We start from the raw sequence: 14,467 nt of genomic DNA on the forward strand, positions 1-14,467 counted from the left end.
CGTGCCACCTTTCAATATCTGATTAAAATCATTAAAAACAATAAGATATGAATTTTCTTGGTTAACTTCAGTTAATAACGGTTGTGGCTATATGCCACATGTGGCAAAACGTTGTGACATTTTGTCGGAGTGCGCCTTATGCAAAGGCCTGTCCTGAATGCAGGAAGAATGTTTCGTTCGCTGCGCCTGACACTGGTACTGAGTCTGGTGGTACCGCTGATGTTATTCAGTGGTCTGGCGATATACCTGGGCTTGAGCGCAGTTGAGCGCAACCTGAATGATCGGTTGAGGGAAGACCTCGAACTCGTGGCCCGGGCCGTCAGCGGCCCCCTTTCCAGAGCGATGTCGGAAGGGGATGAGATCGTAATGGGGGAATCCCTGGAATCCATTTTCCGGATTGGCAGGGTGTACGGGGCCTCGGTGTTTGATGAGGAGGGTAAACAGGTTGCCAGTCTCGGCGTGGCGGACAGTGACGTCGGTAGCAGTAAAAGTGCCGAGCAGGTCATCGCCAGTGGTGAACTGGGCGGGGCCTTTCGCCGGGTGGAAGGAAAGTCTGTGTTTTCCCAGTTTACGCCCCTGGTCGCGGAGAATGGCCGTATTCAGGGACTGTTGCAGATTACCCGAAAACGCAGTGACTTCCACGAACTTGTGGCCTCAAGTCGTCTTTGGGCCATTGTCATCTGGTGTTCTTTTTCCCTGATAGTGATTTTCGTGGTGGTGCTGGGGCATTACGGCGCCGTGGGTCGCCATGTTAGCCGGTTATTGGAAATTATGTATGGGATGGCGCCCGGGCACTGGCGTGTTGATTCCCGTCCGGGTGGCCCCCGGGAGCTGCGGCAGATTCATGAGGGCCTTCAGGATATTGGCGAGCGAATGGCCGCGGCGGAAGAGGAAATCAGCGAGCGTGTCGTGCGTGAGCGGGAGCTGGCGGAGCAGCTCGAGTACCAGGAAAAGGTGGCCATGATTGGCCGCGTGGCCGGTGGTGTGGCTCACGAGCTCGGAGCTCCGCTGAACGTCATTCAGGGGCGCGCGAACATTCTGCGCCGCGCGGGTTTGCAGGCGGGGCAGGAGCGGCACCTGGACGACATTGAGCATCAGGTGGAGCGTATGACCCTGATTATCCAACAGCTGCTTGATTGTTTCCGTCATGTGCCGGACTCACGAAGAAATACCGATTTGGCGAAGATCCTGCGCGAGGTGACCCATCGCATTTCCGATGATCCCAAATGCTCGGAGAAGACGGTCGTGACCCACGGCCTGGAGCAGCAAGCAGGGATCAAAGCCGAACCAACCCGTCTTGAGCTGGCGTGTGCCAACGTAGTCCGCAATGCCTGCCAGTCCAGCAAAACCCAGGTCGAGTTGTCGCTGTTGCACGATAACGGTTTCTGGGAAGTTCGTGTTGATGATGACGGCGAGGGTATTTCCCCCGACGTCCGGGATCGTATCTTTGAGCCCTTTTACAGCACCCGTCCAGCCGGAGAGGGAACGGGCCTGGGGCTCGCGGTGGTGGGCAGTGTTCTCAAGGAGCATGGGGGTTACGCAGAGGTTGGTGATAGCCCCTGTGGTGGCTGTCGTATGAGTCTGTTCTGGCCGGGAGGTGAGTATGAATGACAGACATCCTTCCATTTTGCTGGTAGAGGATGACGCCAGCCTTTGCTTGCTGTTGGCGGAAGAGCTGGAGCTGGACGGGTATCGTGTAGAAACCGCGTCGACGGCTGCGGAGGGCAAGCAAAAAGCACTGGCGAGTATGCCCGGCCTGATTGTCTCTGATTTGCGCTTGCCGGATGAGGACGGGTTGTCGATCCTGCGGGAACTTCAGACCGCCGGGCATTCGGTACCCTTTATCATCATCACGGCATTCGGCACGGTCGACCAGGCGGTAGACGCCCTCAAGGCTGGGGCTGACGATTTCCTCACCAAGCCACTGTCCACCGATCATCTGCGTTTGAAAATTCGACGCCTGTTGGCCCAGGCTGAAATCACCAGTGAACTGGCCAGGTATAAATCCAGAAGCAGCGAGGATACTGCGCTGGGGCTGGTCGGCGAAAGTGCCGCCATGCAGCGGTTGCGTACCGAAATCCGTCAGGTCGCCCGCAGTCACGCCGCCGTGCTCATCAACGGCGAGAGCGGCACTGGCAAAGAGTTGGTGGCGAGGGCGATTCACCAGGAAAGCGAGCGCAAAGGAAAACCCTTCCTGCCGATCAATTGTGCGGGTATCCCCCAGGAACTGATGGAGAGCGAGTTCTTCGGACATGAGGCAGGGGCGTTTACCGGTGCCAGGCAGGCAAGAAAAGGGCTCTTCGCCGAGGCAGATGGTGGCACTCTGTTGCTGGACGAAATTGGTGAAATGCCCCTGGCGTTACAGGCCAAGCTTTTGCGGGTGTTACAGGAGGGCACCATCAAGCCCGTGGGGGCTGATCAGGAAGAAACCGTGGATGTCCGTATCATCGCAGCAACACATGTGGATCTGTTAAAGGCGGTTGAAGAGGGTGCCTTCCGTGAGGATCTGTACTACCGGCTGGAGACTCTGGCGCTGGTGGTGCCGCCATTGCGGGAGCGGGGCGACGATGTTGATATTCTTGCCATGCATTTCCTCAAAGAGGCGGCTCTGCGGCACAATCGTGGCTTTATGCGTCTTGGGGAGGTGGTGTCCAGGACCCTGATGGATTACCCGTTTCCGGGTAATGTGCGGGAGCTTGCCAGTGCCATTGAACGTGCCGTGACTTTTTGTGATGGTGACGTGATCCAGCCTGAGCATCTGCCTGCCAGGATCCGTAAGCGCCAGGCTGATTCTCCCGCTGCACCAACCCGGCTCAATGCGGATAATCTGGCAGATTGGCCCACCCTTGAAACCCTCCAGCAGAATTACGTCAGCGACGTCATCCGTGCCGTGGGCGGTAACAAGCGCCGGGCCGCCCAGATCCTGGGGGTGAATCGAAGGACACTCTATCGCTGGCTGGATGCCGGTGCGGGGGAAAAGGAATGACCAATCAGAAACAGGCGATGTTGTACGGACTGGCGACGGTGCTGCTCTGGTCCACCGTCGCCACTGCGTTCAAACTGTCCCTGCGTGAGTTGTCTCCCGTGCAGATGTTGGTCATTGCCTGTGCGGCATCGGTCATCGTGATGGCGACGATACTGGTGGTGCAGGGACGCTGGCACCTGGTTTTCTCACTGAGTCGCAAGCAGTATCTGCAGTCCATGGGGCTGGGGCTTATTAACCCTTGTCTCTATTATTTTGTGCTGTTTGGCGCCTTCGATCGCCTGCCGGCGCAGGAAGCCCAGCCATTGAACTACACCTGGGCTCTGGTCCTGGCCTACATGTCCGTGCCTTTTCTGGGGCAGCGGCTGCGTCGCCTGGATATTGTAGCGGGCCTGATCTGTTACGCGGGAGTGGTGGTTATAGCCACCCGGGGGGATGTCCTGTCACTGACATTCTCTGATCCGGTCGGGGTCGGGCTGGCCATTGGGAGCACGCTGATCTGGGCGTCCTACTGGATCATCGCCACCCGCGATACCCGTGATCCGGTGGTGGGGCTGTTCCTGAACTTCCTCTGCGGGCTTCCCGTCATCGCCGTGATATGTGCGGTCACCGATGGTTTCGACATCGTGCCGGGGACCGCTGTTGCTGCGGCTGTTTATGTGGGTGTATTTGAAATGGGTATTGCCTTCGTGTTGTGGTCCTACGCCATGAAGAAGGCGGAAAATACATCACGGGTCAGTAACCTGATTTTTATTTCCCCGTTTCTGTCCCTGGTGTTTATTTCTCTGATATTGGGGGAGGTTATTCTGCCGTCGACCTATATTGGTCTGGTATTGATCGTGGCCGGGCTCTGGGTTCAGCAGCGCAAGGTCAGGGAGCGCGTTTCACAGGTGGAAAGTGCATGAGTTGTTGGTACGTCTATATGGTACGGACGGCCCGGGGGTCACTGTATACCGGCATAACCACGAATGTGGATCGCCGGTTCTCTGAACATCAGGCCGGCAGCCCCAAAGGCGCAAGGAGCCTGCGAGGAAAAGGGCCGCTCGAACTGGTGTTCACTGCCGAGGTCCGCGACCGGAGTGTCGCATCCCGGCTGGAGTGGCAGCTCAAGCGGTGGCCCCGCACCCGCAAGGAAGCGTTGGTGCGGGGAGAGATTACTTTGCCCGGTGGCGATTGATGTGTGCCGCCGCGCCGGCCAGAGCATTGGTTGCGCGATCCAACTGGCCCGCATGGACATGAAATACATGCCAGAGGCTGTTATAGATCTCCAGTGTGGCTTCGCCGTGGTGCTGGTTAAACCGTTCTGACAACCGTTGGGCATCGTTCAAAAGAATTTCCTGGCTGCCAACCTGGATCAGTAGCGGGGGTAAGCCACTGAGGTCCCCATGGATAGGAGACATCAGGGGGTTGGTTCTGGGTTCCTTGCCAGCATAGAGTCTGGCTGCTTTCTCGATCCAGCGAGGCTGCAGGACTGGCTCACATTCCGGAGAATAAAGCTGCTGGTGCGTCAGGTCGACCCAGGGCGAGAACACCGTAAGGGAAGCGGGTAGCGGCCGTCCCTTGTCGCGGAGTCGCATGGCCAGTGCGATCGTCAGGCCACCTCCGGCGGAGTCGCCGGCAATGGCGATGGAGGCTGGGGCGTGCCCCTCCTTTAACAAACCTTCATAAGCGGATTCGGCGTCATCCAGGGCGGCGGGAAACGGGTGTTCCGGTGCCAGGCGGTAATCCGGTGCGATGATGGTGTGGCCACTGGACTTCGCGAGATGACCGGTAATCCCCCGGTGGGTGGAAGGCGATCCGATAATATAGCCACCACCGTGCAGGTAGAGCACAACGCCCGACTCGCCTGCTCCATGACGGGTGCGGATTGCCTTGATGCCACCAATGGTGACATTGTCAAACTTGCAGCCTCTGGGGGGAATAGAGCTGCGATAGGCCTGAGCAGTGACCGTGCGCTGGAGGGAGACCGGTACTGCTGGGTGCAGCAGGGGACGAACCATGCGGTTCATGGTCTGTCTTAAACTGGATTCGAGCAGATGTTGCAACATGGGTTTCTCCATGGAAATGTTCCGGTTCTGTCCGTGATGATACGGCGGTGTGCTAACCTAATGGCGGAAGCTGAAGCGAGCAAGGGGCGTCAGGGCCATCTTGAATCACCTTAAATGACAAGCGTGTAACTCTACGTGTACTGGAAAACAGATACCATAGAAATTCCGGACTGGAATCGCAGTTCATTACTGGACCGGCTTACGCCGTTTGATCCGTCTGCCCCCCGGCAACTGGGGGAAGAGATGGTAGCGTATTGCCGTTATTATGGCCTGGATCTCTGGGTGGAACATCCCGAGGTAAGCTACCATCAGGGGTATGTGAGTGCCGGACGGCATCAGGTCATGGTGCATTACTTTCGGTCACCGGAAAGTGCCGGATCGAAGGGCACAGTATTTATCCTTCATGGGTACTTTGACCATGTGGGTTTATACAGCCAGTTGATTGACCGTTGCCTGGGGGCAGGGTTTGACGTGCTGTCCTATGATCAGCCGGGCCACGGTCTGTCCAGTGGCACACCGGCGGCTATCGGCAGCTTTCTGGAATACCAGGCGGTGCTATCCGAGGTGATGGCCCGGATGAAAGGTAAGGTGAGGGGGCCCTGGTATGCGGTTGGGCAGAGCACCGGAGGGGCTATCCTGATCGATTACCTGTTGTCGAATCAGCACGATCAGCAGACATCGGATTTTCGTCAGGTTGTGTTATTGGCGCCATTGATCAGGCCCATGGGTTGGCTTGGCGCAAAGGTTCTGCACAGCCTTGCCAGACCCTTCCTGACACGGTGGCGTCGGGTGTTTGCGGAGAACAGCGGTAACACGCGGTTCCTGCGATTCCTGAAGGAACACGATCCGCTCCAGGCGCGGGCGGTTCATGTCGACTGGGTATCGGCTCTGCGGAGTTGGGTGCCCCACATTGAGTCTGCCAGGCCGGTAAACTTTCCGGTCACGGTGGTTCAGGGTGAAAAGGACCTGACCGTCGATTGGCAGCACAATTTGCGGATCATCCGTAATAAATTCTCCTCAGTGGAGGAACTTCGTATTCCGGATGGTCGTCATCATTTGGTGAACGAAGCACAGGATCTGCAATCGACGGTATTCAATACCATTATTGATACCTTCACAAACGACCGGGCGGGTACTCTGTCAGAGGCCTGCTAGGGATAAAAAAGCCAGGAGTAAGCTGTGAAAAAGACTATTCTCGCATTTGCGGTTGCCACCGTTGGTTTGGGTGGCTGTATGACCTATGACCCGTATACCGGGGAAGAGAAAACTTCCAGTGCCACCAAGGGAAGTATCATCGGCGCTATCGGTGGTGCCGCTGTGGGCGCTGCGACTTCAAGCAGCAGCGACCGTGGCAAGGGTGCGTTGATCGGTGCCGCCAGTGGTGCCGCCGTTGGTGGTGGTATCGGTTATTACATGGACAAGCAGGAAGCTGAGCTTCGCCGCAAACTGGAAGGTTCGGGCGTACGGGTTGTGCGTAACGGTGATGAGATTGAGCTGGTCATGCCGGGCAACATTACCTTCGATACCGATCAGTCCACGATCAAACCCTCCTTCAGCAACACCCTGGAGTCCGTTGGCCTGGTACTGAAGGAGTTCGACAAGACGATCATCCAGATCGATGGCCACACTGACAGCACTGGTTCCCAGAACTACAACCAGCTGCTGAGTGAGCGCCGTGCCGGTTCGGTACGGGACTTCCTGCTCAATCAGGGTATTGAACCCAAGCGTACCCGGGCTGTAGGTTATGGCCCGCGTTATCCGATCGCATCCAATGACACGGCTGCCGGACGGGAGCAGAACCGTCGGGTTGAGCTGACATTGGTGCCGATGCAGTAAGAGCTGTTTCTGGCAGCAAAAGCCCCGGTCTCGTGAGACGCCGGGGCTTTTTTTCACCTAGTTGGTGTTGCTGGGGAGCCACTCATCAATGCGGTCTTTGAGGTCCTGAAGCCGGTCTTCGCCGGAATCCCTTACCTCGCCCAGTTTTTTTCGGGCATCCTCGATCCGGTCCTCCAGTTTCTGCACTTTCTCGGAAAACTCTTTCTGAATTTCGGCTTCAGCCTGGTCGTCTTTGGCTTTTGCCATTTTGTGTTCAGCGTCTGCCCTGAGACTGTCGATCTGCTTGCTCCAGCGTTCAGTCTGGGTTTCCAGCTTGGTCAGCAGGGAATCCTTCAGTGACATAGTCTTCTCCTGTTATGAGGTAAGCGTGCAAATGGAACAAACCCTCTCCCTATTAACCATGGACGTTATTGGCAGTTTCTCAAGTGCAAATCAGAACCCCGGCCGTTAAATAACGGTAACTTGTGCACACTTTGGCCTTCGCAGCCATGTTGGGGGAGGTGCTAGTTGTGACAGATTGTCACGCTCGAACGCCTGAAAAACCAAAAAAAAGGACGAGCACTATGATCAACAGAATGTTTCCCGCCGTTTGTTTCGGTGTGGCCCTGGCCGTTTCCGCTCCAGTGCTCCATGGTGGTCTTCTAGGAGGCACCAGCAGCACTGACGAAACCACCCAGCAGGAGTTGCAACCCGGTGATGTACTGCCCGGGCGTTATATCCTGACACTGGATCCACAGTTGCCCGACTTGCTCGGATTGCCTGACTTACAAGCAGGGGTTGAGTCCTTGCTGGTGGCTGTGGGTGGTGGCGACATCGTTCATCTTTACAGCACCGCACTGACTGGTGCTGCCGTTGAGTTGACCGAGGGGCAGGCTGAGCTGCTGTCATCCCTGCCGGGTGTGCTGGCTGTCGAGCCGGATCGCATGGTTGCCGCCAATGCGGAAGTTCAACAGGGTGCAACCTGGGGGCTGGACCGCATTGATCAGCAGTTTTTACCTCTGGATGAGTTGTACAGTTATCCAGCTTCCGCCGGGGCGGGTGCCAACGTTTACATCATTGATACGGGGCTGCGGGACAGTCATGTGGAATTCTCCGGTCGTGTCATTGAGGGACGCAACTTCGCTGTAAACGACACCGGGCTGCTGGGTCTTGGCGGACTGCCCCTGGTCGGATCTTTGTTGAATGTTGGAGGCGAAACCGACCCCGAAGATACAACCGATTGCAATGGTCATGGTACGCACGTCGCCAGTACGGCTGTGGGTAGCGAATATGGTGTTGCAAAAGCTGCCTCGGTGGCTGCGGTGCGGGTGCTGGACTGTTCCGGTTCCGGTTCGAATGCTGACGTGATTGCCGGTGTGGACTGGGTCGCTGAAAACCATCAGGCGCCGGCGGTTGCCAATATGTCACTGGGCGGTGGAGATTCAGACGCACTGGACTTTGCAGTGAAGGGAGCGATTCAGAAAGGCGTTACTTTTGTGGTTGCCGCTGGTAACAGCGATGCCGATGCCTGCTCCGGTTCTCCCAACCGTGTGGCCGAGGCCATTACCGTGGGCAGTACCACACGCGACGATCAGCGTTCGTCCTTCTCCAACCATGGTGACTGTGTAGACCTGTTTGCGCCCGGATCCGATATCACTGCGGCCTGGTATCAGACCGACACTGAAACCAACACCATCAGCGGTACTTCGATGGCTTCGCCCCATGTGGCCGGTGCCGCGGCCCTGGTTCTGGGTGATCAGAGCGGTTTGAGTCCCGACCAGGTGGGTGCCGCCATTCTGGAGATGGCGACGGCGAATGTTCTGAGTGGTATCAAGGCAGGTTCGCCGAACCTGTTGCTGCGCGCGCCTCAATAACGTCGCCGCAGGCAGAATAAAAAACGGGAGCCCGAGGCTCCCGTTTTTTTTGGACTATCCGTCGATCTGATTTGATCAGAACAGAACGCGGCAGCGAATGGTGCCTTTGACGTGGAGCAGTTTTTCCAGCGCCAGCTCGCCATACTCCTTGTCTACGTCGATAACGACGTAGCCAATGTCTTCCTTTGTTTGCAGATACTGGCCGCAAATGTTGATGCCATTCTCCGAAAACACCTGGTTGATCTCTGACATCACTCCCGGCACGTTCTCGTGAATATGCAGCAGGCGATGCTGGTTCGGGTGCGAGGGCAGCGCCACTTCCGGGAAGTTCACGGAAGACACAGAGGTGCCGTTGTCACTGTACATGGCCAGCTTTTCCGCCACTTCACGACCGATGTTCTCCTGGGCCTCGATGGTTGAACCGCCGACGTGCGGGGTCAGGATCGCATTATCGAACTCCCGCAACGGGGAAATGAATTCCTCGTCGTTGGATTTTGGCTCAACCGGGAAGACGTCGATCGCTGCGCCCAGCAGTTTGCCACTTCTCAGGGCATCCGCCAGAGCGTCGATATCCACGACGGTACCGCGGGAGGCGTTCATCAGGATGGAGCCGGGCTTCATCTGAGCGAACTGTTCGGCCTTGAACATGTACTTGGTGGACGGGGTTTCCGGCACGTGCAGGCTCACTACATCCGAAATGTTCAGCAGTTCCTGCAGGGTACCCACCTGGGTGGCGTTACCGATCGGCAGCTTGGAGACTACATCGTAGAAGTACACGTCCATGCCCAGGCCTTCCGCCAGAACACTGAACTGGGTGCCGATGTTGCCATAGCCGATGATGCCCAGCTTCTTGCCGCGAATCTCGTAGCTGTTCTTGGCGGACTTCAGCCATTCACCGCGATGGGCCTTCGCGCTTTTCTCGGGAACGCCGCGCAGCAGCAGGATGGCCTGAGCCAGAACCAGCTCGGCCACGCTGCGGGTGTTGGAGAAGGGGGCGTTGAATACGGCGATACCCCGGCGGGTAGCCGCCTGCAGGTTCACCTGATTTGTGCCAATACAGAAACAACCCACTGCCACCAGTTTCTGGGCGGCATCAAATACTTTCTCGGTCAGCTGGGTGCGCGAGCGAATCCCGACGAAGTGCGCGTCGGCAATCTTCTCAATCAGGTCTTCCTCGGCCAGCGAGTGAGTCAGGTACTCGATGTTGGTGTAGCCTGCGGCATTCAGGGTATCAATGGCAGATTGATGCACGCCTTCCAGCAGCAGGATCCGGATTTTGCTCTTTTCGAGAGACGTATTTGACATGGGCTTGCTTCCGAACCTTTCGTCACGTGAAATGACCTGGAGCCAGGATCGTCGGGCTGGCTCACAGAACAGGGGCGGTATGATACCATAAACGCAGATTTTCACAGCGCGTCGGATTGCCTGAATCAATTGCCCCGTGATTCGCTGAATGCAGGCCCGCCGTCCAACCCTTACGAGACTGATAGCTTCATGAATTCCGAACAGATTATCGCTTCGCTGAGAGAGCTGATTGCCGCAGGGGATGCCCCCGGTAAAGTGCTGACCGATCCGGCAGACCTGGAAAACTACGGCAAGGACTGGACCAAAATTTATCCCCCGAAGCCTCTGGCCATTGTGCTGCCGAAGACAACGGAGCAGGTGCAGGCACTGGTGAAGTTCGCCAATGAGAACCAGGTGGCACTGGTGCCCTCTGGTGGTCGTACCGGCCTGAGTGCGGGCGCGGTTGCCGCCAACGGTGAAGTGGTGGTGGCGTTCGATAACATGAACCAGATCCTGGATTTCAGTGCCAGTGACCGCACCGTGCGTTGTCAGGCGGGTGTGGTGACCGAGCAGTTGCAGACATTCGCGGAAGACAATGGCCTGTATTACCCGGTGGACTTCGCCTCTGCCGGCTCCAGCCAGCTGGGCGGCAACCTGTCCACCAATGCCGGCGGCATCAAGGTGATCCGCTACGGCATGAGCCGTGACTGGGTAGCCGGCCTCAAGGTCGTGACCGGCAAGGGCGATATCTTGGACCTGAACAAGGACCTGGAAAAGAACAACACCGGTTACGACCTGCGTCATCTGTTTATTGGTGCCGAGGGCACGCTGGGCTTTATCACTGAAGCCACCATGAAGCTGTCCCGCAAACCGGACAACCTGACCGTGCTGGTGCTGGGTCTCAATGACCTGACCAACACCATGGACGTGCTGCAGACGTTCCAGAAGCAGATCGACCTGACCGCCTACGAGTTCTTCTCCCATGAAGCCATGGGGCACGTGCTGGCCCACGGTCAGGTGCAGGCACCGTTCGAAACCGAGGCTCCGTATTACGCCTTGCTGGAGTTCGAAGCGGTGTCCGATCAGGTGATGGATGACGCCATGACCCTGTTCGAGCAGTGCGTGGAGAATGGCTGGGTACTGGACGGCGTGATCAGCCAGAGTGAAACCCAGGCCAACAATCTTTGGCAGTTGCGGGAGCGGATCTCCGAATCCATCGCGCCGCGCACGCCCTACAAGAACGACATTTCCGTGGTGGTATCCAGGGTGCCTGGCTTCCTGCAGGAAATCGACGCCGTGGTGAACGAGTATTACCCGGACTTCGAAATCATCTGGTTCGGCCACATTGGAGACGGCAACCTGCACCTGAACATCCTCAAGCCGGAAGACATGGCGAAAGAGGACTTCTTCGAGAAGTGCCAGCAGGTCAACAAGTGGGTGTTCGAGATTGTCGAGCGGTACCAGGGCAGTGTCTCCGCCGAACACGGCGTGGGCATGACCAAGAAGCCCTATCTGCATTACACCCGCAGTGAAGCGGAGATCGCCTACCTGAGGGGTATCAAACAGGTTTTCGATCCCAACGGCATCATCAACCCGGGCAAGATTTTCGACTGATGCAGGATCACATCGTCGTACTGACAGGCGCTGGCATCAGCGCCGAAAGCGGACTCTCCACCTTCCGTGACAACGGCGGGCTGTGGGAACAGCACAGTGTCTACGATGTGGCCACCCCCGAAGCCTTTGAGCGCAACCAGGAACTGGTGCTGAGGTTCTACAACGAACGCCGGCGCCAGCTTCAGTCCGCCCGCCCCAATCAGGCTCACCGCCTGCTGGCGGAACTGGAACAGCGCTATCGCGTTACCGTGGTCACCCAGAACGTGGACGACCTTCACGAACGTGGCGGCTCCTCCAGCGTGATCCACCTGCACGGTGAATTAACCAAGGCCCGCAGTTCCCGCTTTCCCGAACTGGTGTATGACATCGGTTACCGGGATATCGCCCCGGGTGATACCTGTGACCACGGCGCCCAGCTCAGACCCCATATCGTCTGGTTCGGCGAGGAAGTGCCGATGCTGGAGAAGGCAGCGGAGGTTGTCCGCACCGCCGATCACCTGCTGATCGTCGGCACCTCCCTACAAGTCTATCCCGCCGCCGGGCTGGTCTATGAAGTTGACTTCGACGTGCCCATTACGGTGATTGATCCGGGAGAGCCAGCCTCTGTTTCACGAGCCAGGATTATCCGTAAGAGTGCGTCTGACGGAGTGACGGAGTGGATTAATAGCCTCAGTTAACTCAATGCCCGGTGTGCTGTTGTGGGGGGCGGCTTCCAAAACTGTGCGGAGCCAGGGATGGCGGAGCCCAAGCGCCACATGGATGTGCCGAAGGAGCGTGTTTTGGAAGCCGCCCCCCGCAACAGCACTCACTCCGCGGCTTTAAGGTACTTCTCCAGTTCACTTCTAAAAGCAGCCTGCACCCCCAACCGCTTAAGCATCCAGTAATGCCCTGCAATCATCCGGTCGATAAAGATACTCTCCACCGGCGGCTTGAAGTAGTCCAGGTATTTGAAGACCGTACTGGTCTTGGCCGCGACATGCTTGTGTAGCTCGGACTCGGCGAAGTCGTAGGGCTCGTCCTGGTCAAAGGGGACAATCAGGATATCCCGCCACATGGCGTAGTAGGCTTCATCCACGGCAGGCTGGTTTTCCACTCGCGCGCCCAGATCGATCAGGTGATGGTCCAGAGCCTGGTAGTCCTCGTCCAGGGCTGCAACCAGAACCTTGCGGTAGGCCTCTACAATCTCCGGTTTCAGTTTCTTCACGCAGCCGAAGTCGTACATGATGACCGAGCCGTCGGGCCGGTAGGCAAAGTTGCCGGCATGGGGGTCGCCATGGATGCACTGGAAACGGAACAGCTGGTCAGCCATGGTGGTGAAGATGCGGTGACCGATCAGGTTGATGGTGTCCTGATCGTAGCGGGCTGGGGTAACCTGACTGACGTGGTCGCCCTCCACCAGCTCCAGGGTGAGTACCCGTCGCGTGGAATGGCTGTCGATAACGGCCGGGATAATGACCCAGGGATCGTTTGCATGGAACTCCCGGAACATCTTCAGGTTGCGGGCTTCGTTTTCGTAATCCAGCTCTTCCTTGAGGCGCACCCGGATCTCGCCGAACAGCTGGTCAACGGTTTCTTTGGGCATCTTCAGCAGACCACCGAGTTTCAGTGCCAGGCGAAGTTGCTTCAGATCCGAGTCACAGGATTCGTCCACCCCGGGGTACTGGACTTTGACGATCACATCGGTGCCATCGTGCAAGCGTGCCCGATGGACCTGGCCGATGGAGGCGGCGGCGTAGGGCGTCTCCTGCAGGTATTCAAACAGCTCAGGCACCGGCTTGCCGAGCTCGGACTCCACCTGCGCGACAATCACCTCGAACGGCATCGGCGGCGCTTCTTTCTGTAGCTTCTCCAGGGCCTCGGAGAACTCTATGGGCAGGAAATCCTGGGTCTGGGACGCAATCTGTCCCACCTTCATCACCGCCCCCTTGAGCTCGCCCAGGGTGTCGGCGATCTGGCCAGCCATGCGGGTATAGCTTTCACTCTGGGCGCCTTCGTCATTCTCGGTGCCGAACAGGCGACGGGCTCTCTGCCCGGCGTATTGCCCCGCCACGGAGGCGGTCATGCCTGCAAGTTTGAAAAAGCGTCCACTGCGGGAAGTCACCGGTTTTTTAGCCATGCACTAGATACGTCCTGAGCGGCGGAAAGGTTTGGTACCTATCTTACGCTAAATGACCCGGGTTTCGACAAACAGCACGTCTTCCAGTTCCAGGGACAGAATCTGCCCGGACGCCAGGGCGCCGACGCCACTGGGGGTGCCCGTTAGCACCACGTCTCCCGGCATCAGGGTAAACTGGCTGCTCATATGGGCAATCAGGGGAATGATCGGGTTGAGCATATCGCGGGTATCGCCGGTTTGCTGGCGTTTGCCGTCAATGTCGAGGGTAAAGGTGAGGTGGTCCTTCCTGAGCTTGTCTGCGGCGACGAAAGGCGACAGCGGACAGGCACCGTCAAACGCCTTGGCTCTTTCCCAGGGGTGCCGTTTTTCCTTCAACAGGCTTTGAACGTCCCGCAGGGTAAGGTCCAGTGCCAGGCCATAGCCCAGGATGGCAGCCTCCGCTTCGCTGGCGGAAGCGTTGGTGATGGGGCGTCCAATGAGAACCGCCAGTTCCGTCTCGAAATGAACGTCACCCCGGTCACGGGGAAAGTCCAGGGGGCGGGTAATGTGAACCGCTGAAGTGGAGGGTTTGATAAACAGCAGCGGTTCATCGGGTACCGGGTTGTTGAGCTCCCTGGCGTGCTCCGCGTAGTTGCGGCCAATACAGACAATCTTTCCCAGCGGCAAATGAACGGGGGTACCGTCCTTCCAGTGGTGCTGATAATCGGGCATGGCCGCCTCCTGATTGCTCGCG

The 14,467-nt window shown here is 57.7% G+C and carries 14 protein-coding genes; 9 read left to right on the top strand and 5 right to left on the bottom strand.

Features of this window, described 5'->3' with window-relative positions:
• The first annotated feature begins 138 nt into the window (after positions 1-138).
• From Q0Y21_RS03520 to Q0Y21_RS03535, 4 genes are read left to right on the top strand one after another with little or no spacing between them, the layout of a single operon-like run.
• A complete protein-coding gene (locus tag Q0Y21_RS03520; RefSeq protein ID WP_297791597.1) occupies positions 139-1,611 on the top strand; it encodes an ATP-binding protein in 1,473 nt (490 codons plus the stop codon).
• Positions 1,604-2,986: a sigma-54 dependent transcriptional regulator gene (locus Q0Y21_RS03525; protein ID WP_297791599.1), complete on the top strand. Its 1,383-nt coding sequence runs from the start codon at positions 1,604-1,606 to the stop codon at positions 2,984-2,986. The genes Q0Y21_RS03520 and Q0Y21_RS03525 overlap by 8 nt, the downstream gene beginning before the upstream one ends.
• Positions 2,983-3,888, top strand: a complete 906-nt coding sequence (locus Q0Y21_RS03530; protein WP_297791601.1) for a DMT family transporter — start codon at positions 2,983-2,985, stop codon at positions 3,886-3,888. The genes Q0Y21_RS03525 and Q0Y21_RS03530 overlap by 4 nt, the downstream gene beginning before the upstream one ends.
• Entirely contained in the window at positions 3,885-4,160 is a 276-nt protein-coding gene (locus tag Q0Y21_RS03535) for a GIY-YIG nuclease family protein (protein ID WP_297791603.1), read from the top strand. The genes Q0Y21_RS03530 and Q0Y21_RS03535 overlap by 4 nt, the downstream gene beginning before the upstream one ends.
• On the opposite strand, the gene Q0Y21_RS03540 is transcribed toward Q0Y21_RS03535, so the two are convergent.
• Positions 4,138-5,031 (bottom strand): alpha/beta hydrolase, encoded by an 894-nt coding sequence (locus Q0Y21_RS03540; protein ID WP_297791605.1) that lies wholly within the window; start codon positions 5,029-5,031, stop codon positions 4,138-4,140. The genes Q0Y21_RS03535 and Q0Y21_RS03540 overlap by 23 nt on opposite strands.
• Positions 5,032-5,166: 135 nt before the next feature.
• Here Q0Y21_RS03540 and Q0Y21_RS03545 point away from each other — a divergent pair, with 135 nt between their 5' ends.
• Entirely contained in the window at positions 5,167-6,186 is a 1,020-nt protein-coding gene (locus Q0Y21_RS03545; protein WP_297791607.1) for an alpha/beta hydrolase, read from the top strand.
• Positions 6,187-6,210: 24 nt separating this feature from the next.
• Positions 6,211-6,867 carry an OmpA family protein gene (locus Q0Y21_RS03550; protein ID WP_297791609.1) on the top strand — a complete coding sequence of 219 codons (657 nt, stop codon included), beginning with the start codon at positions 6,211-6,213 and terminating at the stop codon, positions 6,865-6,867.
• A 57-nt stretch (positions 6,868-6,924) separates the two neighbouring features.
• Here the strand turns inward: Q0Y21_RS03550 and Q0Y21_RS03555 are convergent, their stop codons facing one another.
• On the bottom strand, positions 6,925-7,209 hold the full coding sequence (locus Q0Y21_RS03555) for a hypothetical protein (protein WP_297791611.1): 285 nt from the start codon (positions 7,207-7,209) through the stop codon (positions 6,925-6,927).
• 221 nt (positions 7,210-7,430) lie between these two features.
• Here Q0Y21_RS03555 and Q0Y21_RS03560 point away from each other — a divergent pair, with 221 nt between their 5' ends.
• Positions 7,431-8,720 (top strand): S8 family peptidase, encoded by a 1,290-nt coding sequence (locus tag Q0Y21_RS03560; RefSeq protein ID WP_297791613.1) that lies wholly within the window; start codon positions 7,431-7,433, stop codon positions 8,718-8,720.
• Positions 8,721-8,795: 75 nt separating this feature from the next.
• Here Q0Y21_RS03560 and serA read toward each other — a convergent pair whose 3' ends face one another.
• Complete coding sequence (gene serA / locus Q0Y21_RS03565) at positions 8,796-10,025, bottom strand: phosphoglycerate dehydrogenase (RefSeq protein ID WP_297791615.1); 1,230 nt, start codon at positions 10,023-10,025, stop codon at positions 8,796-8,798.
• 189 nt (positions 10,026-10,214) lie between these two features.
• Between serA and Q0Y21_RS03570 the strand changes: the two genes are divergently transcribed.
• Both Q0Y21_RS03570 and Q0Y21_RS03575 read left to right on the top strand, forming a co-directional pair.
• Entirely contained in the window at positions 10,215-11,618 is a 1,404-nt protein-coding gene (locus Q0Y21_RS03570) for an FAD-binding oxidoreductase (RefSeq protein WP_297791617.1), read from the top strand.
• Positions 11,618-12,295 (top strand): NAD-dependent deacylase, encoded by a 678-nt coding sequence (locus Q0Y21_RS03575; protein WP_297791619.1) that lies wholly within the window; start codon positions 11,618-11,620, stop codon positions 12,293-12,295. Before Q0Y21_RS03570 ends, Q0Y21_RS03575 begins: the two co-directional genes overlap by 1 nt.
• A 128-nt stretch (positions 12,296-12,423) precedes the next feature.
• On the opposite strand, the gene Q0Y21_RS03580 is transcribed toward Q0Y21_RS03575, so the two are convergent.
• Positions 12,424-13,734 carry an AarF/ABC1/UbiB kinase family protein gene (locus tag Q0Y21_RS03580; RefSeq protein ID WP_297791621.1) on the bottom strand — a complete coding sequence of 437 codons (1,311 nt, stop codon included), beginning with the start codon at positions 13,732-13,734 and terminating at the stop codon, positions 12,424-12,426.
• 48 nt (positions 13,735-13,782) lie between these two features.
• Positions 13,783-14,445, bottom strand: coding sequence for a fumarylacetoacetate hydrolase family protein (locus Q0Y21_RS03585; RefSeq protein ID WP_297791623.1), 663 nt, complete (start codon positions 14,443-14,445; stop codon positions 13,783-13,785).
• Positions 14,446-14,467: the final 22 nt, after the last annotated feature.

Origin of the sequence: uncultured Marinobacter sp., from assembly GCF_947259545.1 — a bacterium.
GTDB lineage: Bacteria > Pseudomonadota > Gammaproteobacteria > Pseudomonadales > Oleiphilaceae > Marinobacter.